The 25,562-nt window shown below is 52.9% G+C and carries 24 protein-coding genes; 17 read left to right on the forward strand and 7 right to left on the reverse strand.

Translation table 11 applies throughout. From position 1 onward, the window contains the following. Positions 1-20: 20 nt before the first annotated feature. From ytfR to OGY01_RS17085, 4 genes are all read left to right on the forward strand, one after another. Entirely contained in the window at positions 21-1,523 is a 1,503-nt protein-coding gene (gene ytfR / locus OGY01_RS17070) for a galactofuranose ABC transporter, ATP-binding protein YtfR (RefSeq protein ID WP_045439104.1), read from the forward strand. Positions 1,524-1,536: 13 nt separating this feature from the next. Beyond that, positions 1,537-2,559 carry a galactofuranose ABC transporter, ATP-binding protein YtfT gene (ytfT, locus tag OGY01_RS17075; RefSeq protein WP_045439107.1) on the forward strand — a complete coding sequence of 341 codons (1,023 nt, stop codon included), beginning with the start codon at positions 1,537-1,539 and terminating at the stop codon, positions 2,557-2,559. Next, entirely contained in the window at positions 2,546-3,544 is a 999-nt protein-coding gene (yjfF, locus tag OGY01_RS17080; RefSeq protein ID WP_045439110.1) for a galactofuranose ABC transporter, permease protein YjfF, read from the forward strand. Before ytfT ends, yjfF begins: the two co-directional genes overlap by 14 nt. Before the next feature lie 106 nt (positions 3,545-3,650). Beyond that, a complete protein-coding gene (locus tag OGY01_RS17085; RefSeq protein WP_200012460.1) occupies positions 3,651-4,763 on the forward strand; it encodes a methyl-accepting chemotaxis protein in 1,113 nt (370 codons plus the stop codon). 126 nt (positions 4,764-4,889) lie between these two features. Here OGY01_RS17085 and fbp read toward each other — a convergent pair whose 3' ends face one another. Next, positions 4,890-5,888 carry a class 1 fructose-bisphosphatase gene (gene fbp / locus OGY01_RS17090; protein ID WP_045439113.1) on the reverse strand — a complete coding sequence of 333 codons (999 nt, stop codon included), beginning with the start codon at positions 5,886-5,888 and terminating at the stop codon, positions 4,890-4,892. 175 nt (positions 5,889-6,063) lie between these two features. On the opposite strand from fbp, the gene mpl reads away from it, so the two are divergent. Then, on the forward strand, positions 6,064-7,437 hold the full coding sequence (gene mpl, locus OGY01_RS17095) for a UDP-N-acetylmuramate:L-alanyl-gamma-D-glutamyl-meso-diaminopimelate ligase (RefSeq protein ID WP_286493425.1): 1,374 nt from the start codon (positions 6,064-6,066) through the stop codon (positions 7,435-7,437). A gap of 97 nt (positions 7,438-7,534) precedes the next feature. Here the strand turns inward: mpl and yjgA are convergent, their stop codons facing one another. Then, entirely contained in the window at positions 7,535-8,086 is a 552-nt protein-coding gene (gene yjgA / locus OGY01_RS17100; RefSeq protein ID WP_045439118.1) for a ribosome biogenesis factor YjgA, read from the reverse strand. A gap of 93 nt (positions 8,087-8,179) precedes the next feature. Between yjgA and pmbA the strand changes: the two genes are divergently transcribed. The 11 genes from pmbA to OGY01_RS17155 all read left to right on the forward strand — a co-directional run bounded on the left by pmbA (position 8,180) and on the right by OGY01_RS17155 (position 17,832). Next, on the forward strand, positions 8,180-9,532 hold the full coding sequence (gene pmbA / locus OGY01_RS17105; RefSeq protein ID WP_045439120.1) for a metalloprotease PmbA: 1,353 nt from the start codon (positions 8,180-8,182) through the stop codon (positions 9,530-9,532). Between the two features lie 160 nt (positions 9,533-9,692). Then, positions 9,693-10,079, forward strand: a complete 387-nt coding sequence (gene cybC / locus OGY01_RS17110) for a cytochrome b562 (protein WP_286493427.1) — start codon at positions 9,693-9,695, stop codon at positions 10,077-10,079. Between the two features lie 314 nt (positions 10,080-10,393). After that, entirely contained in the window at positions 10,394-10,732 is a 339-nt protein-coding gene (locus tag OGY01_RS17115; RefSeq protein WP_286493429.1) for a glycine dehydrogenase, read from the forward strand. 10 nt (positions 10,733-10,742) lie between these two features. Continuing rightward, entirely contained in the window at positions 10,743-11,105 is a 363-nt protein-coding gene (locus tag OGY01_RS17120) for an SFCGS family glycine-rich protein (protein WP_008786042.1), read from the forward strand. Between the two features lie 2 nt (positions 11,106-11,107). Continuing rightward, positions 11,108-11,407 carry a DUF4312 family protein gene (locus OGY01_RS17125; RefSeq protein WP_045439135.1) on the forward strand — a complete coding sequence of 100 codons (300 nt, stop codon included), beginning with the start codon at positions 11,108-11,110 and terminating at the stop codon, positions 11,405-11,407. Positions 11,408-11,429: 22 nt separating this feature from the next. Next, a complete protein-coding gene (locus OGY01_RS17130) occupies positions 11,430-12,206 on the forward strand; it encodes a DUF4311 domain-containing protein (RefSeq protein WP_286493431.1) in 777 nt (258 codons plus the stop codon). A gap of 11 nt (positions 12,207-12,217) precedes the next feature. Continuing rightward, the gene (locus OGY01_RS17135) at positions 12,218-12,862 is read left to right on the forward strand and encodes a DUF4310 family protein (protein WP_003830379.1); all 645 of its coding nucleotides are present in this window, start codon (positions 12,218-12,220) and stop codon (positions 12,860-12,862) included. 62 nt (positions 12,863-12,924) lie between these two features. Beyond that, positions 12,925-14,058, forward strand: a complete 1,134-nt coding sequence (locus OGY01_RS17140) for an amidohydrolase/deacetylase family metallohydrolase (RefSeq protein ID WP_286493432.1) — start codon at positions 12,925-12,927, stop codon at positions 14,056-14,058. After that, positions 14,042-15,160, forward strand: coding sequence for a DgaE family pyridoxal phosphate-dependent ammonia lyase (locus OGY01_RS17145; RefSeq protein WP_045439151.1), 1,119 nt, complete (start codon positions 14,042-14,044; stop codon positions 15,158-15,160). The genes OGY01_RS17140 and OGY01_RS17145 overlap by 17 nt, the downstream gene beginning before the upstream one ends. After that, positions 15,157-15,897, forward strand: coding sequence for a 2-dehydro-3-deoxy-phosphogluconate aldolase (gene dagF / locus OGY01_RS17150; RefSeq protein ID WP_045439154.1), 741 nt, complete (start codon positions 15,157-15,159; stop codon positions 15,895-15,897). Before OGY01_RS17145 ends, dagF begins: the two co-directional genes overlap by 4 nt. 21 nt (positions 15,898-15,918) lie before the next feature. Further along, the gene (locus OGY01_RS17155; protein ID WP_286493433.1) at positions 15,919-17,832 is read left to right on the forward strand and encodes a BglG family transcription antiterminator; all 1,914 of its coding nucleotides are present in this window, start codon (positions 15,919-15,921) and stop codon (positions 17,830-17,832) included. 34 nt (positions 17,833-17,866) lie between these two features. Here OGY01_RS17155 and nrdG read toward each other — a convergent pair whose 3' ends face one another. From nrdG to treR, 5 genes are all read right to left on the reverse strand, one after another. After that, positions 17,867-18,331 carry an anaerobic ribonucleoside-triphosphate reductase-activating protein gene (gene nrdG / locus OGY01_RS17160; RefSeq protein WP_048222265.1) on the reverse strand — a complete coding sequence of 155 codons (465 nt, stop codon included), beginning with the start codon at positions 18,329-18,331 and terminating at the stop codon, positions 17,867-17,869. Positions 18,332-18,436: 105 nt separating this feature from the next. Next, positions 18,437-20,575 (reverse strand): anaerobic ribonucleoside-triphosphate reductase, encoded by a 2,139-nt coding sequence (gene nrdD, locus OGY01_RS17165; protein WP_045439162.1) that lies wholly within the window; start codon positions 20,573-20,575, stop codon positions 18,437-18,439. Between the two features lie 408 nt (positions 20,576-20,983). Next, positions 20,984-22,636, reverse strand: a complete 1,653-nt coding sequence (gene treC / locus OGY01_RS17170; protein WP_200012476.1) for an alpha,alpha-phosphotrehalase — start codon at positions 22,634-22,636, stop codon at positions 20,984-20,986. Positions 22,637-22,685: 49 nt separating this feature from the next. Continuing rightward, positions 22,686-24,104 (reverse strand): PTS trehalose transporter subunit IIBC, encoded by a 1,419-nt coding sequence (gene treB, locus OGY01_RS17175; RefSeq protein WP_286493434.1) that lies wholly within the window; start codon positions 24,102-24,104, stop codon positions 22,686-22,688. 110 nt (positions 24,105-24,214) lie between these two features. Beyond that, on the reverse strand, positions 24,215-25,186 hold the full coding sequence (gene treR / locus OGY01_RS17180) for a trehalose operon repressor TreR (protein ID WP_255642480.1): 972 nt from the start codon (positions 25,184-25,186) through the stop codon (positions 24,215-24,217). Positions 25,187-25,378: 192 nt separating this feature from the next. Between treR and mgtL the strand changes: the two genes are divergently transcribed. Then, positions 25,379-25,432 (forward strand): mgtA regulatory leader peptide MgtL, encoded by a 54-nt coding sequence (gene mgtL / locus OGY01_RS23700; protein WP_223307022.1) that lies wholly within the window; start codon positions 25,379-25,381, stop codon positions 25,430-25,432. Positions 25,433-25,562: the final 130 nt, after the last annotated feature.

The raw sequence follows: 25,562 nt of genomic DNA on the forward strand, positions 1-25,562 counted from the left end.
CAGTTGATAGAGGGGGAACCATGACCACCGAACAGCACCAGGAAATCCTCCGAACCGAAGGATTAAGTAAATTCTTTCCCGGCGTCAAAGCGCTGGATAACGTGGATTTCAGCTTGCGTCGTGGCGAGATTATGGCGCTGTTGGGAGAAAACGGAGCCGGAAAATCGACGCTGATCAAAGCGCTGACCGGCGTTTACCATGCCGATCGTGGCACTATCTGGCTCGAAGGCCAGACGATTTCCCCCAAAAATACCGCCCACGCCCAGCAACTGGGGATTGGCACCGTTTATCAGGAAGTGAACCTGCTGCCCAATATGTCGGTAGCGGATAATCTGTTTATTGGCCGTGAGCCGCGGCGCTTTGGCCTGTTGCAACGTAAACAGATGGAAAAGCGTGCGACAGAGCTGATGGCCTCTTACGGTTTTTCTCTCGACGTTCGCGAACCGCTTAACCGCTTTTCCGTCGCGATGCAGCAGATAGTCGCCATCTGCCGGGCAATCGATCTCTCCGCGAAAGTGTTGATCCTTGATGAGCCCACCGCCAGCCTGGATACCCAGGAAGTTGAAATGCTGTTTGGACTAATGCGTCATCTGCGCGATCGCGGCGTCAGCCTGATTTTCGTCACCCATTTTCTCGATCAGGTTTATCAGGTCAGCGATCGGATCACCGTTCTGCGTAACGGCGGCTTCGTTGGGTGCCGTGAAACACGAGAACTACCACAGATCGAACTGGTGAAAATGATGCTGGGTCGTGAGCTGGATACCCATGCGTTACAGCGCGCAGGTCGCACGCTGTTGAGTGATAAGCCGGTGGCGGCATTCAGTAATTTTGGCAAGAAAGGCACGATCGCACCTTTTGATTTGCAGGTTCGGCCCGGCGAGATCGTTGGCCTGGCGGGGTTGCTGGGTTCGGGGCGGACAGAAACGGCGGAAGTGATCTTCGGTATTAAACCTGCCGACAGTGGCAGTGCGCTGATCAAAGGTAAACCGCAGACCCTGCGATCGCCGCATCAGGCCTCGTGCCTGGGGATCGGCTTCTGCCCGGAAGACAGGAAAACGGATGGCATTATTGCCGCTGCTTCGGTGCGGGAAAATATCATTCTGGCCCTGCAGGCGCAGCGAGGCTGGCTGCGGCCCATTCCCCGTAAAGAACAAAACGAGATCGCCGAGCGCTTTATCCGCCAGCTCGGCATTCGTACGCCGAACGCAGAACAGCCGATCGAATTTCTCTCCGGCGGTAATCAGCAAAAAGTACTGTTGTCACGCTGGCTACTGACTAAACCACAGTTCTTGATCCTTGATGAACCGACGCGTGGGATCGACGTCGGTGCGCATGCGGAGATCATTCGCTTGATCGAAACGCTGTGTGCTGATGGCCTCGCTCTGCTGGTTATTTCGTCCGAACTGGAAGAGCTGGTGGGTTATGCCGATCGGGTCATTATTATGCGCGATCGCAAACAGGTGGCAGAGATCCCACTGGCTGAACTGTCCGTACCGGCAATTATGAACGCCATTGCGGCCTAAGGAGATTATTGTGATGCCTCAATCTCTCCCCCAGTCTACTCCGCCTAAACGACGGTTTCGCTGGCCAAAAGGAATGCCACAGCTGGTAGCGCTGCTGTTGGTGTTGCTGGTGGATAGCCTGGTAGCACCGCACTTCTATCAGGTGATTTTGCAGGACGGCCGCCTGTTCGGTAGCCCTATTGATATTCTCAACCGCGCTGCGCCCGTAGCGCTGCTGGCGATTGGCATGACGCTGGTGATTGCCACCGGCGGTATCGATCTTTCTGTTGGTGCGGTGATGGCCATTGCAGGCGCCACCACCGCTGCGATGACAGTCGCAGGACACAGTTTACCTATTGTCCTGCTCGCTGCGTTAGGCTCCGGTATTCTGGCAGGATTGTGGAACGGCATTCTGGTGGCGATCCTCAAGATCCAACCGTTTGTCGCGACGCTTATCCTGATGGTGGCCGGGCGTGGAGTTGCGCAGTTGATCACCTCAGGGCAGATCGTCACCTTCAATTCCCCCGATCTGTCGTGGTTCGGCAGCGGCTCGTTGTTACTGTTCCCTACGCCGGTGATCATCGCGCTGCTGACGTTGGTTGCATTCTGGCTGTTGACCCGCAAAACGGCGCTGGGCATGTTTATTGAAGCGGTAGGTATCAATATTCGCGCGGCGAAAAACGCCGGGGTGAACACCCGCATCATTGTAATGCTCACCTATGTACTGAGCGGCCTGTGCGCAGCGATTGCCGGAATTATCGTCACTGCGGATATTCGTGGGGCAGATGCTAATAATGCCGGATTATGGCTGGAGTTAGATGCCATTCTGGCGGTGGTCATTGGCGGCGGCTCGTTGATGGGAGGGCGTTTCAACCTGCTGTTGTCGGTAGTCGGAGCCCTCATTATTCAGGGGATGAACACCGGGATTTTACTCTCGGGCTTCCAGCCGGAGCTGAACCAGGTGGTCAAAGCCATTGTCGTGTTGTGTGTGCTGGTCGTGCAGTCACAACGCTTTATCAGCCTGATAAAAGGAGTGCGCGGTCATGATAAAACGTAATTTACCGTTGATGATCACCCTCGGTGTTTTTGTGCTGGGCTATCTCTACTGTCTGACGCAATTCCCGGCTTTTGCCTCTACCCGAGTGATATGCAATATCCTGACTGATAACGCTTTTTTAGGGATCATTGCTGTTGGTATGACCTTCGTCATTCTCTCTGGCGGGATCGATCTTTCCGTCGGCTCAGTGATTGCTTTTACTGGCGTATTTCTGGCAAAGGCCATTGGCTACTGGGGAATTTCTCCTCTGCTGGCGTTCCCCCTGATTCTTTTGATGGGCTGCGCATTCGGTGCGTTTATGGGGTTGTTAATTGATGCGCTGAAGATCCCGGCATTCATCATTACTCTGGCGGGGATGTTCTTCCTTCGCGGCGTCAGCTATCTGGTCTCCGAAGAATCAATCCCGATTAACCATCCTGTTTATGACACGCTCTCCAGCCTGGCATGGAAGATCCCCGGCGGCGGTCGCCTAAGCGCGATGGGATTGCTGATGCTGGCTGTGGTGGTGATCGGCATATTCCTTGCGCACCGTACGCGGTTTGGCAATCAGGTTTACGCTATCGGCGGTAATGCCACCTCTGCCAACCTGATGGGGATCTCAACCCGCAGTACGACAATCCGCATCTATATGTTGTCTACCGGGTTGGCGACGCTGGCCGGAATTGTTTTTTCAATTTATACCCAGGCAGGTTATGCACTGGCAGGTGTCGGCGTAGAACTGGATGCTATTGCCTCGGTGGTGATTGGCGGTACGCTGCTGAGCGGCGGAGTGGGAACGGTTTTAGGAACCCTGTTTGGCGTAGCCATTCAGGGGCTGATTCAGACCTACATTAATTTTGATGGCACATTAAGTTCATGGTGGACAAAAATCGCCATTGGCATTTTATTGTTTATTTTTATTGCCTTGCAACGGGGTCTTACTGTGTTGTGGGAGAACCGTCAGAGTTCACCGGTAACCAGAGTTACCACGTCTGCGGCACCATAGTAACATCATGATTTTATAGAAAACATTTAAATGCCTAAACTTTTTCCGGTTGTAGTCGATAGGTTCTGTACAGGTCTGTTTTATCCCTACAACCGGAAATATAACGATGCCAAAATCCCTTTCAATTCGATCAAGTTTGTTGGTGTTATTGTCTCTGCTGACTTTTCTTCTGTTGCTGACTGGAGGGATGGGGCTTTATGCCGCAACCCGTGTAATTACTTCATTGATTTATCACGGTATTATGGGAATATCCATGTTGGCTGCCATCGCTTTGCTGGCGGTTATTTGGTTTATGCTGCGAAATAAGTTTCTGCAGCCTCTGGATAACATTGTGGAACAGCTTGAGCGTCTGGCGACGGGCGATTTGTCACCCGTTACTGCCTTGTCAGCCAGTGCCGAATTCAACCGCCTTAATACTGCAATGGATGAAATGCGTCATGCATTGGGTGATTCTGTGCAACGCGTACGTGATGCCAGCTCGCAAATTGATCTCGGCAGTCGCGAACTGACCGCAGGTAACCAACACCTGGCACAACGTACAGAATCCACCGCAACCTCGCTGGAACAGACCGCCGCCAGTATGGAAGAGCTAACGGCGACCGTGAAACAGAATGCGGAAAACGCGGAACAGGCGCATCAGATGGCAAAATCGGTATCGGATACCGCCGATCGGGGTAGTGAAATGGTGTGCTACGTTATTGAAAAAATGCGTGATATTTCCGGGAGTTCCAGTCGTATCGCCGACATCCTCAGCGTAATCGATGGCATTGCTTTTCAGACCAATATCCTGGCGCTGAATGCTTCTGTTGAAGCGGCGCGTGCTGGCGAGCAAGGGCGTGGTTTCGCGGTGGTAGCAGGAGAAGTGCGCAATCTTGCCAGCCGCAGTGCCGAAGCGGCAAAAGAGATCCGTACCTTAATCAGCGACTCGCACACGCATGTGGGAGAAGGAAGTGAGCTGGCGCAGCAAGCGGGCGAAACCATGGATGAGATTGCGACTGAAGTTATGCGTATGACTAAACTAATGCGTGAAATTGCCAGCGCTTCCCAGGAACAGAGCCGCGGGATTGAACAGGTGAACATTGCCGTGAGCCAGATGGATGAAACGGCGCAGCAGAATGCGGCGTTGGTACAGCAATCTTCGGCGGCTACTCGCTCACTGGAAGAGCAGTCACATGCACTGTTGGAGGCGATGGCGGCGTTCCGGTTGCAGGTGTCGTAATCGGGCTATGGATTTTGTAGGCCGGATAAAGGCGTTTACGCCGCCATCCGGCAATATTACCGTATCGTGCGCGGATGGCGCTTCGCTTATCCGGCCTACAACGTGGTGTAGACCGGGATGTTGCGTTTACGCGTCCGGGAACTCACGGATAAAGCGTTCTACATCTTCAACCATATGGTCGTTACCTACGAAGAACGAGCGACGCTGGTGCAGGCTTTCTGGGGTGATATCCAGAATACGATCTTTGCCATCGCTCGCCTTGCCGCCCGCTTGCTCGGCCAGGAAGGCCATTGGGTTGCATTCGTACAGCAGACGCAGTTTCCCTTGCGGGTGGCTGGCGGTGCTTGGATACAGGTAGATCCCGCCTTTCAGCAGGTTGCGGTGGAAATCTGCGACCAGAGATCCAATATAGCGCGAGGTGTACGGGCGCTGAGTGGCCTTATCTTCTTCCTGGCAGAATTTAATATACTTCTTCACGCCATTCGGGAATTTGATGTAGTTGCCTTCGTTAATGGAGTAGGTGCTTCCTTTTGCCGGGAAGCGCATACGTTCCTGGCTGAGGCAAAATACGCCCAGAGAAGGATCGTAGGTGAAGGCGTGTACGCCACAACCAGTGGTGTACACCAGCATGGTGGATGAACCATAAACAACATAGCCCGCAGCAACTTGCTTGTTACCCGGCTGCAGGAAATCCTCTTCCGTGACCGGTGTGCCGACAGGAGTTACGCGTCGGTAAATAGAGAAAATCGTACCGACGGAGACGTTAACATCGATGTTGGATGAGCCATCCAGCGGATCCATTAGCACGACATATTTTGCGTGTTCACAACCTTCAAAGACGACGATTTCATCTTCTTCTTCGGAGGCGATGCCTGCGACAATATCACGAGCCTTCAGTGCTGCTTTCAGTTTTTCGTTCGCAAACAGATCGAGTTTTTGCTGTACCTCTCCCTGCACGTTTTCTGCACCGCTGGCACCCAGGATATCGACCAGACCGGCCTTATTGATATCGCGGTGGATGATCTTGGCGCCCAGCTTTATTGCCGACAACAAAGCAGTGAGTTCACCGGTAGCATGAGAAAACTCGTGCTGCTTTTCGACAATAAATTCACCTAACGTTTTCATAACACTTTCCCTGCAATTTATGTGGAGTAAAGCGACCGCAACAATATTAACAAATATTTCAGCTATCGCGCTCAGGTGAATCGCGCCAGCAAACTACGGAATATCCTGAAATGCGTTTCTCACTTGCCAGACATGTGCGTAAAATGGCCCCCAGATTAAAAAAGGATAGTGACGTATGCGCATTCATATTTTGGGAATTTGTGGCACCTTCATGGGCGGTCTGGCGATGCTGGCGCGTTCGCTCGGCCATGAAGTAACGGGTTCGGACGCCAATGTGTATCCGCCGATGAGTACTTTACTTGAGAAGCAGGGCATTGACCTGATTCAGGGTTACGATGCCAGCCAGCTCGACCCACAGCCGGATTTGGTGATCATCGGTAACGCCATGACTCGTGGCAATCCGTGCGTGGAAGCGGTGCTTGAGAAGAATATTCCGTACATGTCCGGTCCGCAGTGGCTGCATGACTTTGTTCTGCGCGATCGCTGGGTACTGGCGGTGGCGGGGACACACGGTAAAACCACCACGGCAGGGATGGCGACCTGGATTCTGGAAGCCTGCGGTTATAAGCCGGGGTTTGTCATTGGTGGCGTACCCGGTAATTTTGAGGTTTCTGCTCGTCTGGGCGAAAGCGACTTTTTTGTCATTGAAGCGGATGAGTACGACTGCGCGTTCTTTGATAAGCGTTCCAAGTTTGTGCATTACTGCCCGCGAACGCTGATCCTCAACAACCTTGAGTTTGATCACGCAGACATCTTTGACGATCTGAAAGCGATTCAGAAACAGTTCCACCACCTGGTGCGTATTGTGCCGGGTCAGGGTCGCATCATCTTCCCGGAAAACGACATCAATCTGAAACAGACGATGGCGATGGGATGCTGGAGTGAACAGGAACTGGTCGGCGAGCAGGGACACTGGCAGGCGAAAAAACTGACTACTGATGCTTCCGAGTGGGAAGTGTGGCTGGACGGTGAAAAAGCCGGTGTTGTGAAATGGGGCCTGGTGGGTGAGCACAACATGCACAACGGCCTGATGGCGATTGCGGCGGCCCGTCACGTTGGTGTGACGCCAGCGGATGCGGCCAACGCACTGGGATCGTTCATCAATGCCCGCCGTCGTCTTGAGCTTCGCGGTGAAGCTAATGGCGTGACGGTGTATGACGATTTCGCCCATCACCCAACGGCGATTCTGGCTACCCTCGCGGCACTGCGCGGTAAAGTCGGCGGTACGGCGCGTATCATTGCTGTGCTGGAACCTCGGTCTAACACCATGAAAATGGGGTTGTGCAAAGACGATCTGGCACCTTCGTTAGGACGTGCGGACGAAGTATTCCTGCTGCAACCACCACATATTCCGTGGTTGGTCTCTGAAGTAGCAGAAGCCTGTGTCCAGCCTGCTCACTGGAGCGGAGATGTTGATACGCTGGCTGATATGGTGGTGAAAACCGCGCAGCCTGGCGATCACATTCTGGTGATGAGCAACGGCGGGTTTGGCGGCATCCATCAAAAACTGTTGGATGGTCTGGCGAAGAAAGCACAAGCAGAAGAGTAAGAGAATGCCCGGTAGCGTGGCCGCTTACCGGGCATGTAATTGACTGTAGGCCAGATAAGGCATTGACGCAGTTATCTGGCACTTTCAACGCATGAAATTATGCTTCGTTTTCAGCCAGCTCACGCAGATACTGGAAGATCTGACGCGCTGATTTCGGCGGTTTATTGCCTTCTTTCTCTTTCTTCGCATTGCGAACCAGAGAACGAAGCTGCTGACGGTCGGCGTTTGGCCACAGGCTCAGTACTTCTGCTACCGCGTCATCACCTTCAACGATCAAACGATCGCGCAACTGTTCAAGTTTGTGAAACAGCACAACCTGTTGGTTATGACGGTTTTTCAGCTTATCCAGCGCCTGGCGAATAGGATCGACATCCCGCTGGCGCAGCATTTTACCAATCAGCTGCAACTGGCGGCGACGGCCTTCCATCTTGATACGCTGCGCCAGTTCAATGGCGGCACGCAGATCCGCATCGAGCGGGATTTTATCCAGCGCGTTTTTCCCCAGTTCTACCAGTTCTACGCCCAGGCGCTTTAACTCCTCGGCGTCACGCTTAATTTCACTTTTACTGACCCAGATAATTTCATCGTCTTCGTCTTCGATGTCATCACCGGGAACGTCGTCGAGCCAGTCTTCGGGCTGCTTAGTCATGTCAGGCTCCTTAAAAAAAGAGGCTAATGTTACCAGTTAAGATGCGCACTGAAAAACGGTTCTCTGTTAGACTTCAGAGAAACTCTCTACATTATGGCATTTGCGATGAAAGTAATCTCACAAGTTGAAGCGCAGCGTAAGATTCTGGAAGAAGCGGTCTCGACAGCACTGGAGCTAGCGTCAGGTCAGTCGGATGGCGCGGAAGTCGCTGTAAGCAAGACCACGGGTATTAGCGTCAGCACCCGTTATGGTGAAGTGGAGAACGTAGAATTCAATAGTGATGGTGCTCTTGGCATTACGGTTTATCACCAGAACCGTAAAGGGAGCGCATCATCCACTGATTTAAGCCCGCAGGCTATCGCACGTACCGTGCAGGCCGCGCTGGATATCGCCCGTTACACCTCGCCGGACCCGTGCGCGGGCGTGGCAGATAAAGAGCTGCTGGCATTTGATGCGCCAGATTTAGATCTGTTCCACCCGGCAGAAGTGTCGCCTGATGAAGCTATTGAATTGGCCGCGCGTGCTGAACAGGCTGCGTTACAGGCCGATAAGCGCATTACTAACACCGAAGGCGGCAGTTTTAATAGCCACTATGGCATCAAAGTTTTTGGTAACAGCCATGGCATGCTACAGGGTTACTGCTCCACGCGTCATTCACTTTCCAGCTGCGTTATCGCTGAAGAGAACGGCGATATGGAACGCGATTATGCCTATACCATTGGCCGTGCAATTGGCGATCTGCAAACGCCGGAGTGGGTCGGCGCAGACTGTGCCCGTCGCACCTTATCTCGCCTGTCGCCGCGTAAGCTGTCCACCATGAAAGCACCGGTTATTTTTGCGAACGAAGTAGCGACCGGACTGTTTGGACATCTGGTCGGCGCTATTGCAGGCGGCTCGGTGTATCGCAAATCCACCTTCCTGCTGGATTCACTGGGCAAACAGATCCTGCCGGAATGGCTGACCATTGAAGAACACCCGCATCTGTTGAAAGGGCTGGCATCCTCACCGTTCGACAGTGAAGGCGTGCGTACCGAGCGTCGTGACATTATCAAAGATGGTGTACTGACTCAGTGGCTGTTGACCAACTATTCTGCCCGTAAACTGGGGCTGAAAAGCACCGGTCATGCTGGCGGCATTCACAACTGGCGTATTCCCGGACAAGGGCTAAGCTTCGAGCAGTTGCTCAAAGAGATGGGCACTGGCCTGGTTGTTACCGAACTGATGGGGCAGGGCGTGAGTGGTATTACCGGCGATTACTCTCGCGGTGCGGCTGGCTTCTGGGTCGAAAACGGTGAAATTCAGTATCCGGTAAGTGAAATTACCATTGCCGGTAACTTAAAAGAGATGTGGCGCAATATTGTGACCGTAGGGAACGATATTGAAACGCGCAGTAATATACAGTGTGGTTCTGTACTGTTGCCGGAGATGAAGATCGCCGGTCAATAATACCCTTCATACTTCAAGCTGCAGGTGTGTTGGTTTTACGCGTTCATCCCAGTCACTTACTTATGTAAATGGCCGGGATTCACACGCTTGCCGCTTGCCTGCAACTCGGATTATTTAGGGTATCGGGCGTTATTTTTTAATAATAAAAAGGAAGTGAGCAATGCGTAAACACCTGTTAGCGATCATCGCGGCTTCAACGCTGGTTCTTGGCTCTTCTGCGTTTGCTGCCGATCTCGAAGACGACATGGGGATCCTCAACGATAACCTGAAGATCGTCGAAAAAACGGATAATTCGACTGAACTCAAAGGTGCGTTAACCAAAATGCGTGCAGCCGCACAGGACGCACAAAAAGGAACGCCGCCGAAGCTGGAAAGCAAATCCCCGGACAGCCCGGAGATGAAAGATTTCCGCCACGGTTTTGACACGTTGATCGGTCAGATTGACGGTGCGTTAAAACTGGCGAACGAAGGTAAAGTCAAAGAGGCGAAGGCAGTAGCGGAAGAGCTGAAATCCACCCGCAATGCTTACCATAAGAAGTACCGTTGATTTATTTATCCGGCCTACAGACTACGTAGGTCGGGTAAGACATACCCATCAGATTCCCTCCATAAGTAAACGTTATGCCCATCACATTTTTTAACTTTTAACGTCAGACCGTTATTCCTTCCGCTTGTGCTTTACCTGCAATCTCCTGCGATCCCCATCACGTTATGCTGGTTATTAATCGCCAATTCCGTCTTTTCTGTGGCACAGATCACTATCGCTGCTCGCCTTTCCACTTCGAAGTGGAAAACAACTCGCTACAAACTTTTAACCTCCACCGCTAGTTTACCCTCATAGCCATGAGTGGGGTGAAACGAGTGAATAACGGAGTTGCAATAAATGACATGGGGGAACCGGTGACACCGTCTGGTGAACTGGCCGATCGCATGCTGGCGCAGGTATATGCCCTGTTGCGTGAACGCCACATCATCCCCAACGCCGTACAGGAACAAATGCTGACGTCGCATGTTCGCGCCATGGCGCACCGCTCGGTGACGGGGGAGCCCTTGCCAGACGTTGATGCCAGCCTATTTGATGAAATTTCTGCCGAATCAATGGCGCTTGCCCGCGACGTCGTAGCTGAGTTTGGCAATCTTCCAGAAGAAGAGGCCTGGCTGCTGTCGGTACATTTCGAAGTCGCGAAAGATAACCTTTAAGGAGCAAAAGATGGAACAGATTACTGTGGTGATTGGCGATCGTCTGGGTAAGGGCCAGAAAGTGGCGGCAGGCGTTGAGAAAGCTGGTGGTCGTGCGGTCGTGGTGCCGGGTGTGGCGGCAGATATGAAACTGGGCGACGTTATGAAAGCGGAAAACGCCACCTTTGGCATCTCTTTTTGTGGCAGCGGCGGCGCGGGAGCCATCACTGCGCAGACCAAATATGGCTACAAAGCAAAATACGGCATGCGCTCAGTGGATGAGGGTGTGACCGCCATTAACGAAGGCTGCAACGTGCTGGGCTTTGGCTTTATGGATAAGGAAGAACTGGGCGAGCGTCTGGTACAGGCGTGGCAAAAGAAATACGGCGCCTGAGTATGAAAGAGCAATTCACCACGACGGTGAGAGTTACCGGTAAAGGCGACACGAAAGCACGCGCCTTTGCTGATGCCCTGAATCATGTTCAGGCTGCGGTGATGAAGGCATCGCCGCATATCTTACTGCGTATTGAGCCACAGGATGTGCAGGTTGTTCAAGCGCGTGAATCGGTGCGTAAAGAGGCATTTTTATTCTTCTTTATGCGCCGGGAAAGACGCACTTTCAGCGTGGAGCTGGATGTGACCGTCAACGTGACTGCCATCAATCTCGACAAGGTGGATTTCGTCACGCAACGCTGATTTACTATTAAAAGGCATAAATATGTTCCTGATAATATTAATAAAATCGCTCATCATCGGCGCGCTGGTTGGCGTGGGTGTCGGCGCTGGGGCTGCACGCATGTTTCATGCGCCTACCACTCAGGGGATGGGCGCATTTCGTACCCTGGGAGAACTGAATTCCTGCGAAGGGGATCCGGCTTCTCACTTCTCATTTGGTCTGGGTTTCTTCTTCAACGCCTGGGCATCATCCGTGGCGGCCGGCGCGTTCACTCAGGATGTCGATCACCGCATCATTCCTAACTGGGGCGCGGCGGCGTTGATGCTGAAAAACCGTAATGTCGGTGAAACGCTGCATGACCCTAAACGCATGGCGATTGCCTGTGGCGTTATCGGCATGATCGTCGTGACCTTTCTGAACCTGACCGCTTCATCCGTACCGGAAGCATTGCAGGTTACCGCTGTTAAGGTGTTGGTTCCTGCGGCAAACCTGCTGGTCAATACCGTGATGCCGGTGATCTTCTGGCTGGCGGCTATTGATGCCGGTAAGAAATCCGGTTTCTGGGCGACAGTCTTTGGTGGTGCAGCACAGCTCATTATGGGTAATGCGGTACCGGGTCTGGTACTCGGTATTCTGATTGGTAAAGGCGTAGAAGAGAGCGGCTGGAACCACGTCACCAAAGTGATGATGGTCGCTATCGTCGCGTTGTTCGTCCTGAGCGGCTTCTTCCGCGGCTTCGATATGAAGATGATCGAATCCTTCCATCTGACCGTGCCGCACTGGCTCGAACTGATCCACAACTCGCTCAGCGGCAAATAACGGAGGTCATCATGGAACAGAATAAAGGTTTTTGGTTTGCCGACTGGTCGTTCCCGATCTTCGTTGGCCTGCTCTCCTCCGGTGTCTTTGCCGGAACGCACATGTACTACCTGTACGGCATCGGCGCATTTAACGAAGTGGCATTTGTGGCGATGCTGAAAGCGGGAATGGACACCGGATCCTACGGCGCGGTTGCGGCGTTTGGCGCAAGTTTCCTGTTTGCCCGAATCATTGAAGGTTCGCTGGTAGGGATCCTTGATATCGGTGGGGCGATTCAGACCGGTGTTGGCCTGGGCGTCCCGGCATTGTTGCTGGGCGCGGGCATTATTTTCCCGGTAGCGAACTTTGCCGCCTCGTTGGTCACGGGTCTGGTGATTGGCCTGGCGATTGGTTACATCATCATTCTGGCGCGTAAGTTCACCATCAATCAGAGCGACTCGACCTATGGCGCTGACGTAATGATGGGGGCCGGTAACGCCTCTGGTCGCTTCCTTGGGCCGTTGATCATTCTCAGTGCGATGACTGCCTCCATCCCTATCGGTATCGGCTCTCTGGCGGGTGCGCTGCTGTTTTACCTGTGGCAAAAACCGATCACTGGCGGGGCGATCCTCGGTGCGATGATTTTGGGATCAATCTTCCCGATTGCGATTAGCTAACACTGCTGTTTTGTAGGCCGGACAGAGCGATTACTCAGCCCTGTCCGGCAAAGGAGAGAACGATGTTTGATTTACTCCTGCGCCATGCGCGTCTGGTTGACGATACGGTGAGCGATATTGCGCTCAAAGACGGCAAAATTGCGGCGCTGGGCGATGTTGATAGCCCGGCGGCAAAAACTATCGACTTACGCGGCGAGTGCTACGTCAGCGCAGGCTGGATTGATTCTCACGTCCACTGCTACCCGAAATCTCCGATTTATCATGACCAGCCAGACAGCGTCGGTATTGCCACCGGCGTCACCACGGTGGTCGATGCAGGTAGTACCGGGGCTGATGATATTGACGATTTTTACACGCTGACTCGTGAAGCGATCACTGATGTTTATGCGCTACTGAATATCTCTCGCGTTGGGCTTATCGCCCAAAATGAACTGGCGAACATGACCAACATTGATGCCGATGCGGTGCGACAGGCGGTCAACCGCTACCCTGATTTTATCGTCGGCCTGAAGGCGCGGATGAGCAGCAGCGTGGTCGGTGAAAACGGCATTACGCCGCTGGAGCATGCCAAAGTGATGCAGGCCGAAAACGGCGACTTGCCGTTGATGGTACATATTGGTAATAACCCGCCGGATCTGGATGAAATTGCCGAGCGCCTGGCGGCGGGCGATATCATTACCCACTGTTACAACGGCAAACCGAACCGCATTCTGACGCCAGAAGGCGAGCTGCGAGCCTCGGTGTCGCAGGCTCTCGCGCGTGGTGTTCGCCTTGATGTCGGGCACGGCACCGCCAGCTTGAGCTTTGCGGTCGCGAAGCGCGCCATCAGTTTAGGCATTCTGCCGCATACCATCAGCTCAGACATCTATTGCCGTAATCGCATCAGCGGCCCGGTGTATTCGCTTGCTAATGTGATGTCCAAGTTTCTCGCCATCGGCATGTCGCTACCGCAGGTTATTGACTGCGTGACCGCCAATGTTGCTGACGGTCTGCGTTTGAAAAACAAAGGCCGACTTCAGGTCGGTCAGGATGCTGATCTCACCCTCTTTATGCTTAAACGCCAGCCAGCCGTGCTGGTCGATGCAGAAAACGACAGCTTACAGGCAGATCAACTGCTGGTGCCGCTTGCCGCAATACGTGCGGGCAAGGGTTATATGACCGAACAAGGGAGCGCAGAACATGTCTTCGATTTTTGAAAAATACGATTTAAAACAGGTAATTAACACTTCAGGTCGCATGACGGCGCTCGGTGTTTCCACGCCGCGCCCGGAGGTAGTACAGGCCGCGATGGAAGGGATGAATCAGTACTTTGAGATGAAAGATCTGGTCAACAAAACAGGAGACTACATCGCAAAGCTACTGGAAGTAGAGGGGGCTACGGTCGTCTCCTGCGCTTCGGCAGGGATTGCCCTGTCGGTTGCCGCTGTGTTGGTTAAGGACAGTGACTGGCTGCTGGAAAATCTGCACGTTACGCCAATTGACAACAATGAAATCGTGCTGCCAAGAGGACACAACGTCAACTTTGGCGCACCGGTTGGCAGCATGGTGGCGCTTGGCGGCGGTAAGTTGGTGGAGGCGGGTTACGCTAACGAATGCTCTGCGGCACAACTGGCTGCCGCTATTACACCGCGCACGGCGGCCATTCTGTATATCAAATCCCACCACTGTGTGCAGAAAAGCATGCTCAGTGTGGAGCAGGCCGCAGTGGTAGCGCGTACGCATAACTTGCCGCTGATTGTCGATGCGGCGGCGGAAGAAGATTTGCAATGCTATTACCGTGTTGGCGCGGACCTGGTGATTTATAGCGGTGCGAAAGCCATTGAAGGGCCAACCAGCGGTCTGGTGATCGGCAAAACTCAGTATGTCGAGTGGGTAAAACGCCAGACAGCGGGTATTGGGAGGGCAATGAAGGTCGGCAAAGAAGGCATTCTCGGTCTGACCTGCGCCATTGAACTCTATCTGAACGCGCAGAAAGAGAGCGGCGCGGAAATGGTGGAAAAAATGACACCATTTATCAATACGCTGAATACTTTTAATGGCGTTAGCGCCCGCGTGGTATGGGATAGCGCAGGACGCGACATCGCCCGTGCAGAGATTAAGTTTGACGAAGCGGTGACCGGTATCGCCACGGGTGAACTGGTTGATGCGCTTAAACAGGGTGAGTACGCGATTTATTTCCGTGGCTATAAAGCCAACGAAGGGATTATTGAAGCGGATGTGCGCAGCGTCGATCGCGCACAACTGGAGATTGTGGCGCGTCGTATTGGTGACGTGACCCGGCAGGAGAAAAAAGCATGAAACTGACCCCTAACTTTTATCGCGATCGCGTTTGCCTGAACGTGCTGGCGGGTTCCAAAGAGAATGCCCGGGATATTTATGCGGCGGCTGAAGGCCATGTGCTGGTCGGCGTGCTCTCTAAAAATTACCCGGATGTTGAAAGCGCTGTGGCTGATATGCGCGAATATGCGGCGCTTATCGACAATGCGCTCTCCGTGGGCCTGGGAGCCGGTGATCCCAACCAGTCGGCGATGGTCAGTGAAATCTCCCGCCAGGTACAGCCACAGCATGTAAACCAGGTTTTTACCGGCGTGGCAACCAGCCGTGCGCTGCTGGGGCAGAATGAGACGGTGGTCAATGGTCTTGTGTCACCTACCGGAACGCCTGGTATGGTCAAAATCTCCACCGGGCCGCTGAGCAGCCAGTCTCCGGATGGCATTGTTCCACTAGAAACAGCTATCGCCCTGCTCAAAGACATGGGCGGCAGTTCGATTAAATACTTCCCGATGGGCGGTCTCAAGTGCCGTAACGAGTACAAGGCTGTGGCTGAAGCCTGCGCCCGGCATGACTTCTGGCTGGAGCCAACGGGTGGTATAGACCTGGATAACTTTGCGGAAATCCTGCAGATAGCGCTTGATGCAGGCGTGAGCAAAATCATTCCTCACATTTATAGTTCTATTATTGATAAGGTGAATGGAAACACTCGCCCGGATGATGTACGCCAGCTGCTGGCGATCACCAGGGCCTGTGTAGGTTAACTGACTGATGAGGAAAAAGACGTGCGATTCCCCAACCAACGTTTAGCACAGCTGTTTGACATGCTGCAAAACGAGGCGCTGCCGCAGGATGAGCTGGCGCAGCGGTTGTCGGTTTCCACACGTACTGTACGAGCGGATATCACCGCGCTGAATACGCTACTCACCCAGTATGGCGCACAGTTTGTTCTCAGTCGGGGCAACGGCTACCAGCTTAAAATTGACGATCCGGCAAGTTATCACGCGTTGCAAACGCAGCAACCAGAGCAGCTGTTGCGTATACCGCGTACCAGCCGGGAACGGGTTCACTGGCTGGTGGTCCGTTTTCTGACATCGGCTTTTTCGCTAAAGTTGGAAGATTTAGCTGATGAATGGTTCATCAGTCGGGCGACACTGCAGAATGACATGGCGGAGGTGCGTGAACACCTGCAACGTTATCATCTGACGCTGGAAACGCGCCCCCGGCATGGAATGAAGCTGTTCGGTAGCGAGATGGCGATTCGGGCCTGTTTGACCGATCTTCTGTGGACGCTGGCACAGCAAGATCCTGCCCATCCGCTGGTAATGGAAGAGGCGCTCAATGCTGGCGTACCGCAGCAGTTGCAACCTGTTTTACAGGATATTTTTTCCCGTTTTCATATCAGCCTGACCGATGAGGGCGAGCTTTTTCTGCGCTTATATTGTGCGGTGGCGGTACGCAGGATTAGCGAGGGGTATCCACTTCCTGAGTTCGCCGCAGAAGAAGTCGAACATGCGGTGTGCCTTGCTACGCGGGAAATTGCGGCGGTATTGCACCAGTTGGCAGATAAACCGCTTTCCGTTTTTGAAGAAAACTGGCTGAAGGTGCATATTGCTGCCCGTCAGGTTCAGGAGATCGCCCCCAGTGCCATCAATGCTGACGATGATGAGGCGCTGGTTAATTACATCCTGCGTTTTATCAACACCCAGTACAACTATAACCTGCTGAATGACCAGCAACTGCATGCCGATCTGCTAACGCATATTAAGACGATGATCACCCGGGTACGCTACCAGATCATGATCCCTAATCCGCTGCTGGAAAATATTAAACAGCACTATCCAATGGCATGGGACATGACACTTGCTGCCGTGTCGGGATGGGGGAAATACACCCCGTATACGATCAGTGAAAATGAGATTGGCTTCCTTGTCCTGCATATTGGTGTTGGGCTGGAACGTAGTTACAACATCGGTTACCAACGACAGCCCCGTGTACTTCTGGTCTGTGATGCGGGAAATGCGATGGCAAGGATGATTGAAGCGGTGCTGGCGCGTAAGTATTCACAGATTGAAATTGTAAGTACCGTGACGCTGCGAGACTATGAACAACGGGACAGTATTAGCGAAGACTTTGTTATCTCTACTGCGCGAATTAGCGAAAAAGATAAGCCCGTAGTGATGATTGCGCCGTTTCCAACAGATTATCAACTGGAGCAAATTGGTAAACTGGTGCTGGTGGACAGGACCCGCCCATGGATGCTGGACAAATACTTCGATGCGACGCATTTTCGTATTATCGACGGGCAAATGGATCAACAGACGCTGTTCAACACACTATGCCATCAGTTGCAGGATGAAGGTTTTGTGGATGCGGAGTTTGTTGGTTCGGTGGTGGAACGTGAGGCCATCGTTAGCACCATGCTGGGTGACGGCATTGCACTACCGCACGCGCTCGGTTTGCTGGCCAAGAAAACGGTGGTCTACACGGTCCTCGCTCCGCAGGGCATTGCCTGGGGAGATGAAACCGCACACGTGATCTTTTTACTCGCCATCAGCAAAAGCGAGTACGAAGAGGCGATGGCAATCTACGATATTTTCGTTACTTTTCTGCGCGAACGCGCCATGGCAAGACTCTGTACCTGCCGTGACTTTAACGAATTCAAAGCAGTCGCGATGGAGTGTGTGAGCCGGTTTTGACAGGCGGAAAACAGAACATCATCCGCCTGAAGTGTTAGCGCAAATGATGCACAACCTGGTTGCTGCTACCGCGCCAGATAAGCGCCGGGTCTTTGAGATCCTGAACAAATTTACCATCGACCAGCACGTTGATGAGATCCACCACCTGCATTTGCTCGGCATTGAGCTCATCGAGTTTGTAGCCAGTCCACACCCAGATATCTTTTCCCGGACACTCAGCGTGAATGCGCTGTACCAGTTTCAGAATATCCGGCACGTTTTGCGGATGAAGTGGATCGCCGCCCGACAGCGAGATCCCCTGACGATGGATCCGTGTATCGTTCAGATCGGCAATGATCTTGTCTTCCATCTCTGTGGTAAACGGCTGGCCGGAGTTTAGCCGCCAGGTGCTTTTGTTATAGCAGCCAGGGCATTCGTGCACGCACCCTGAAACAAACAGGGTACAGCGAGTGCCGGGACCGTTGACGATGTCGACAGGGTAATACTGGTGATAATTCATTTCGCTTAACCATGCCGGATGGCGTTTTGCTTATCCGGCCTACAATGTATGCACAGTTTGTAGGCCCGGTAAGCGTAGCGCCACCGGGCATAAAACCGTGAGGGATTAACCGAGTTGCCCATTACCTAAATGCTTAACGCGGCGCTTCACTTCTTCTTGCTTACCGGCATTAAACGGGCGTGCGTCCGGGCTGCCTAAATAACCGCATACACGGCGGGTCACCGACACGCGGGCTGCATCATGATTACCACATTTCGGGCAGGTGAAGCCTTTGCTGGTGCACTCAAACTCACCGGTAAAGCCGCACTCATAGCACTCATCGATAGGCGTGTTAGTACCGTAATACGGCACATGCTGGTAGCTGTAATCCCAGACGTCTTCCAGCGCTTTCAGGTTATGCTGAATGTTCGGATACTCGCCGTAGCAAATGAAGCCGCCATTCGCCAGCGGCGGGTACGGTGCTTCGAAATCGATCTTGTCGTAAGGATTAACCTTTTTCTCCACGTCGAGGTGGAAGCTGTTGGTGTAGTAACCCTTGTCGGTCACGCCCGGCACGACACCAAACTCGGCGGTATCCAGACGGCAGAAACGATCGCACAGGTTTTCACTCGGTGTGCTGTACAGGCTGAAGCCGTAACCGGTCTCGTCTTTCCACTGATCGACTGCCTTACGCAGACGTTCGACAATGGCAATGCCCTTGGCACGAAGTGCTTCGCTGTCGTACAAGTGCGTATCACCAAATAGCGCATTGATGGTCTCGTGAATACCGATATAGCCCAGAGAGATTGATGCACGGCCATTTTTGAAGATTTCAGACACGTCATCATCCGCTTTCAGGCGCACACCGCAGGCACCTTCCATATACAGGATTGGCGCTACGCGGGCTTTTACGCCTTCCAGACGAGCGATGCGGGTCATCAGCGCTTTACGCGCCAGCACCAGGCGATCGTCCAGCAACTTCCAGAAAGTGGCTTCGTCGCCGTGGGCTTCCAGCGCAATACGTGGCAGGTTGAGGCTGATCACGCCGAGGTTGTTACGACCGTCATGGATCTGCTCGCCGTTCTCGTTTTCCCAAACACCGAGGAAACTACGACAGCCCATCGGGGTTTTGAACGAACCGGTGACTTTTACGACCTGATCGTAGTTCAGGATGTCCGGGTACATACGCTTGCTCGCGCACTCCAGCGCCAGCTGTTTGATGTCATAGTTCGGATCGCCAAACTTATGGTTCAGACCGTCACGGATAGCGAACACCAGTTTCGGGAAGACGGCAGTTTTACGATTTTTACCCAGACCGGCAATACGGTTACGCAGGATGGACTGCTGAATCAAACGAGATTCCCAACTGGTACCCAGGCCAAAACCAAAGGTGACGAACGGCGTCTGACCATTGGCGGTATGCAGCGTGTTCACTTCATACTCGAGTGACTGGAATGCGTCATAGCACTCTTTCTCGGTACGGGAATGCGCATAACCGTCTGCATCCGGGATCTGCCACTCTTCAGCAGTTTTGCGGTGTTTGTTAAAGCTCTCGGTCACGAACGGTGCCAGGACTTCATCAATACGGTTAATGGTGGTGCCGCCGTAAATATGGCTGGCAACCTGCGCGATGATTTGTGCCGTAACGGCGGTTGCAGTCGAGATAGATTTTGGCGGCTCAATCTCCGCATTACCCATCTTAAAGCCCTGCGTCAGCATACCTTTCAGGTCGATCAGCATGCAGTTAAACATCGGGAAGAATGGCGAGTAGTCGAGATCGTGATAGTGAATATCACCACGCTCGTGTGCCTGGACGACATCACGCGGCAGCAGGTGCTGACGTGCATAGTGTTTGGCGACGATACCGGCCAGCAGGTCGCGCTGGGTCGGGATCACTTTACTGTCTTTATTGGCGTTTTCGTTCAGCAGAGCTGAGTTGGTTTGTTCAACCAGACCACGAATTTCCTGGTTCAGACGGCCACGTTTTTCACGCTGTATATCACGATCGTGGCGGTATTCGATGTACGCACGGGCGAGTTGTTTGTACGGACCAGACATCAGCTGGTTTTCTACCGCTGTCTGGATCTCGTTGATATCGACCTGGCTGCGCTCATTCATCTGGCTGCTAACGACTTCTGCGACGGTGGCACAGTAATCTGCGTCATCGACTCCCGCTGCTTTAGCTGCACGCAGAATGGCTTCTTTGATGCGCTCTGATTTAAACGGCACTTTACAGCCATCTCGTTTCATCACATGCGGTGTCATGATCACTCCATATTTATAAGAACAGGTTATCCACAGAGGTTAGGGAGCGTTCATCGGTTTATTCATCTTTCTATCCAATGACTTCTCGCAATCCAGACCTCTTTTATCCACATTTCCACTGCTATGAAGGGAAATGTTGTTGTAGCAATTGTAGTCGATTAATACAACATATTGGGTCGGAGTGCATTTTAAGTTCTATATGTAGTGATTTGCATCAAGGATGTTTACGTTTTTATTGACGTAGCTCAAAGTAAAAACTGGAGCGTACAGATGACGGGCACTGCAGCCGATTGTAAATTGTGGTGAGAAAAATCTGATTAATTATTCAACAAAAACAGAAGGGTAGGCTGGATGCATGCAGAGAAGCCCGGCAGCGCTATACGCACCGGGCTTAAAACCAATTGCAAGCTATTTTTGCAGCCACCAGATAGCTTCAAAAGGACGCAATGTCATGCCTCCGGGCTGGCTGGCGACCTCGGCATAGTTGTGCATCAGCACCCGCCAGTTTCCACCGGTATGGATCGGTTGCCAGGGTTGGAAGGTCTCGCTCAGGTTGGCAATGACCAGCAGCCGCTGTCCTTGCCATTCTCGCTGATAGCACCACAGATGCGGGCTTTCCGGTAACAGATCCTCGTAGTCGCCCCAGGTGATAACTGGTTCAGTTTTGCGTAAGGCGATCAGTTTCTGATAGGCGTAAAATACCGAATCGGCATCATCAAGCGCTGCTGAGACATTGATATCAGCCGCGTTGTCGCACAGATTGATCCACGGCTCCCCCTGCGTAAAACCGGCATGTTTGCTGCGATCCCACTGCATCGGCGTGCGGCTGTTATCGCGGGATTTACTGGCGAGGATCGCCAGCAGCTCATCGGCATCACGCCCAGCGGCATTCAGTTCGGCAAACATATTGTGGCTTTCCACATCGCGATAATCGGTAATCTGTCGAAAATGCGGGTTGGTCATGCCAATCTCTTCGCCCTGGTAGATATAGGGTGTGCCCTGCATACCGTGCAGCACCATTGCCAGCATTTTGGCCGCAGGTATGCGGTATTTCCCTTCATCACCAAAGCGTGAAACGATGCGCGGCTGATCGTGGTTACACCAGAACAGTGCGTTCCAGGCGGTGTCGTGCATACCCTGCTGCCAGTGGCGAAACAGGGCTTTCAACGCCACATAATCTGGCTTTGCCAGTGTCCACTTTTCACCATTGGGGTAGTCTACTTTCAGGTGGTGGAAGTTGAAGGTCATCGACAATTCGCTGCCGTCCTGTGCGGCGTATTGCTGACAATGAGCAAGCGAAGTAGAAGACATCTCGCCCACCGTCATCAGATTACGTGGCGTGAAGACGTCACGGTTCATTTCGCGTAAAAATTCATGCACGCGTGGGCCATCGGTATAAAAACGGCGTCCATCACCGTCAGGATCGCTCGGGAAGTCCTGCTCTTTGGAGATAAGGTTCACGACGTCGAGGCGCAGTCCATCTACGCCGCGATCGGCCCAGAATTCACAGACTTTTTTCAGCTCCGCGCGCACTGCCGGGTTTTCCCAGTTCAGGTCAGCCTGCTCCGGGGCAAAGAGGTGCAGATAATACTGCTCGCTTTCAGCGTGCCAGCCCCAGGCGCTGCCACCGAATTTTGAACGCCAGTTATTCGGGCATGCGTCCGGTGTACCATCGCGCCAGATATAAAACTGACGATACGGACTGTCTTTATCCAGCGACTCGCGAAACCAGGCGTGTTGCGTCGAAGTATGGTTAAACACCATATCCAGAATAATACGGATGCCGCGCGCTTTCGCCTGCGCCACCAGTTCGTCAAAATCATCCAGCGTACCGTAGGCCGGGTCGACGGAAATGTAATCAGCGACATCGTAGCCGTTATCAACCTGCGGCGAAATGTAGAATGGCGTCAGCCAGATGGCATCTATCCCCAGTTTTTGCAGATAGTCGAGACGTTGTGTCACACCGCGTAAATCGCCAGTGCCGCTACCGGTTGTGTCCTGAAAACTCTTGGGGTAAATCTGATAGATAACGCCGTTTTGCCACCAGTGGGGAATATTCATCGTTATTTCCTGCAAATGCGATGGGGCGCAACTGCGCCCCGAAAAAAAGTCAGACAATCTGTAATGTGCCCTGACGGTATTTACGCTGGTAGATGAACGAGGTCAGTACCATCGGGATAACAATCGAGATAACCATTGCCAGGCCAAATACCTGCCAGTAGGTTGGCTGGATGGAAAGGATGCCCGGCAAGCCGCCGACGCCAATACCATTCGCCATCACGCCGTTCAGACCGCACAGCAGTCCAGCAAGGCCGGAGCCGATCATCGCGCATAGCATCGGGAAACGGTATTTCAGGTTGATGCCGTACATTGCCGGTTCAGTCACTCCCAGATAAGCGGAGATCGCAGCAGGAACGGAAATTTCCCGCTCGTTATGTTTACGACTGGAGATAATGATGCCGACCACTGCAGAGGCTTGAGCGATATTCGACAGCGCAATGAGCGGCCACACAGGCGTTCCGCCCATGCTTTGAATCATCTGCATGTCGATAGCGAGCGTGGTCTGATGCACTCCGGTGATCACCAGTGGGGCGTACAGGAAGCCGAACAGCGCTGCGCCAATCGGAGCAAAACTGCCGGTCATCAGATGACGCACAGCAAAGGCGACACCATCGCCAATCCAGCGGCCAAACGGACCGATAAAGGCGTGCGCAAGGAACACCGCGAGGATCAGTGAGCACACCGGAACCACCACCAGATACAGGTAGTCCGGGACGATGCGTTTCAGGCGCGTTTCAATCAATCCAAGTGCCAGACCTGCCAGCAGAGCTGGAATGACCTGTGCCTGATAACCGACTTTTTCGATAGTAAACAGGCCGAAATTCCATACTTCCGGCACTTGCTGACCCAGCAGGTAGGCGTTCATCAACTGCGGTGAAACCAGCGTGACGCCGAGCACAATGCCAAGGATCGGCGTACCGCCCATTTTCTTCACCGCAGACCAGCAGATCCCGACCGGCAGATAGAAGAAAATCGCCTCGCCAATCAGCCACAGAAAGTCATAAAGCGTTTTCAGTGAGGGATACATCTGCGCCAGCGTCTGGCCGTTGCTCATCGGCAGATCGCCGATCACGTTACGAAACCCTAAGATCAAGCCTCCGCTAATCAACGCCGGCAGCAGCGGGAAGAAGATCTCTGCGAAATGAGAAATCATCTGCTCGTGCCATTTCATGTTCTGCCGTGCGGCTTTTTTCGCCTGCTCTTTGTCGGCACTGGCCTGTCCGGTGGTCGCCAGCAGCGCTTTGTAGTAATCGCCCACCTCGGTGCCAATCACCACCTGGAACTGCCCGGCGTTGGTGAAACAGCCTTTGACCATCGGAAGTTGTTCGATCTCTTTCGGACTGGCGTTCGCAGGCTGATTCAGCACAAAACGCAGGCGCGTGATGCAATGACTCACCGTGGCGATATTGTCGCGCCCGCCCACCAGCTCAATCAGCCGATCGATGTCTGCTTGTTTTATTTTGCTCATTATTAAGCCCTGTTGTTGACCTGGCGTCAGAGTATATCTTCGTTGAATATTTAAAAATGGGAACGTTCCCGAAACGTAGCGAAGATCACAAATTAACGCTCAGAAAGCGATCAGGAAAGGGTGGAGGGGATGATGATTTGGCGCGGCTCGCTGCGGCCGTTGATCTGTTCGATCAGCTGTAAAGCCGCCTGTCGTCCGGCTTCGGCGTAACCGGGATCGACAGTGATGATCTCCGGATGGAGGAATTTCATCAGTGGTGTATTCCCCACACTCGCCAGTTGCAGATTATCGATCCGCTGCTCCTGCAAATATTTGCTGACCCCAAGGGCAAGGGTATCCGTCGCGCATACCAGGGCCGTGGTTTCCGGAGTAATGACATCTGCGGCATGCTCATAACCCTGCTTCATGGCGAGACCTGGCAGAGCAGCAACAGGATGCAGTTTATGTTTCTTGCAGAATGCAAGGTAAGCCTCATGGCGGCGCTTACCGGTGGTCACATCGCTATGGGGAACACCAAGAAAACTGATCTGGCGATGTTCACGGTCGTACAGACGTTGCATCAGAGTATGGATTGCACCCTCATCGTCATAACAGACGGAGGCGAAACCTTTGGCATCTCTTGCCAGTAGCACCAGAGAGTCCTGCCAGGAAGCGATCATGGCTTCTGTAATACCGGTAAAACCAAACAGTACCACGCCGTCAATATTGCGACGTCTGAGCATGCCCAAATGCTCTTCTACCAGTTCAGGTGAAAACTGGCTTTCCATCATAATAGGATCGTAACCCTGCTCATAGAAGGCGGGCAGCATGGTCTGGACGGCGAGATTTTCTGAAAGTGAATCCAGGCGCGTGACGATAATTGCTACCACTTTGTCACTTTGCCCACGCATGGCGCGTGCGGAGCGGGAAGGGGAAAAACCGTGCTGATTCATTACCGCTTCAACACGTTCACGGGTGCGTTCGCTGACACCGCTTTCATTGTTGAGAACGCGGGAAACTGTTGATTTTCCCACGCCGCTTAAGCGGGCGATGTCTTTAATAGTCAGCCGATTCTGCATCCTGTTTTCCCGTAGCGCATTCAGTTTTAATTAAGAGGGTAACTTTACTCAAGTGGAGTGCAATGGGCAAAGTCTGCTTTATTTACTTTGTTATTCAGGCAATGTGTATACGTTTGGTTTAGTTACTGTGGTTTATCATACCGCCATAATTGCCACGAACCTTATGGTTTTCTGCGTATAATGCGCCGCGCAACTCACTCACTTACCGGAGGCTGTATGGATCCCGATCCCACCCCTCTCCCGAAACGGAGAAATAAACCTTTCCGGTAAGCCTGCTTTCACTGTCTTACCGGATATGTAAGACAGTGACGTTCTGACGTCCCTGTTGTGATTTTAGATTGCCATCAGGCAAGGCTTTACTGTGCCTGATGTATTCACTGCGCCTGTGTTTACTGGCGCA

Origin of the sequence: Citrobacter sp. Cm038 (genome assembly GCF_030333105.1) — a bacterium.
GTDB classification, from domain to species: Bacteria; Pseudomonadota; Gammaproteobacteria; order Enterobacterales; family Enterobacteriaceae; genus Citrobacter; species Citrobacter murliniae.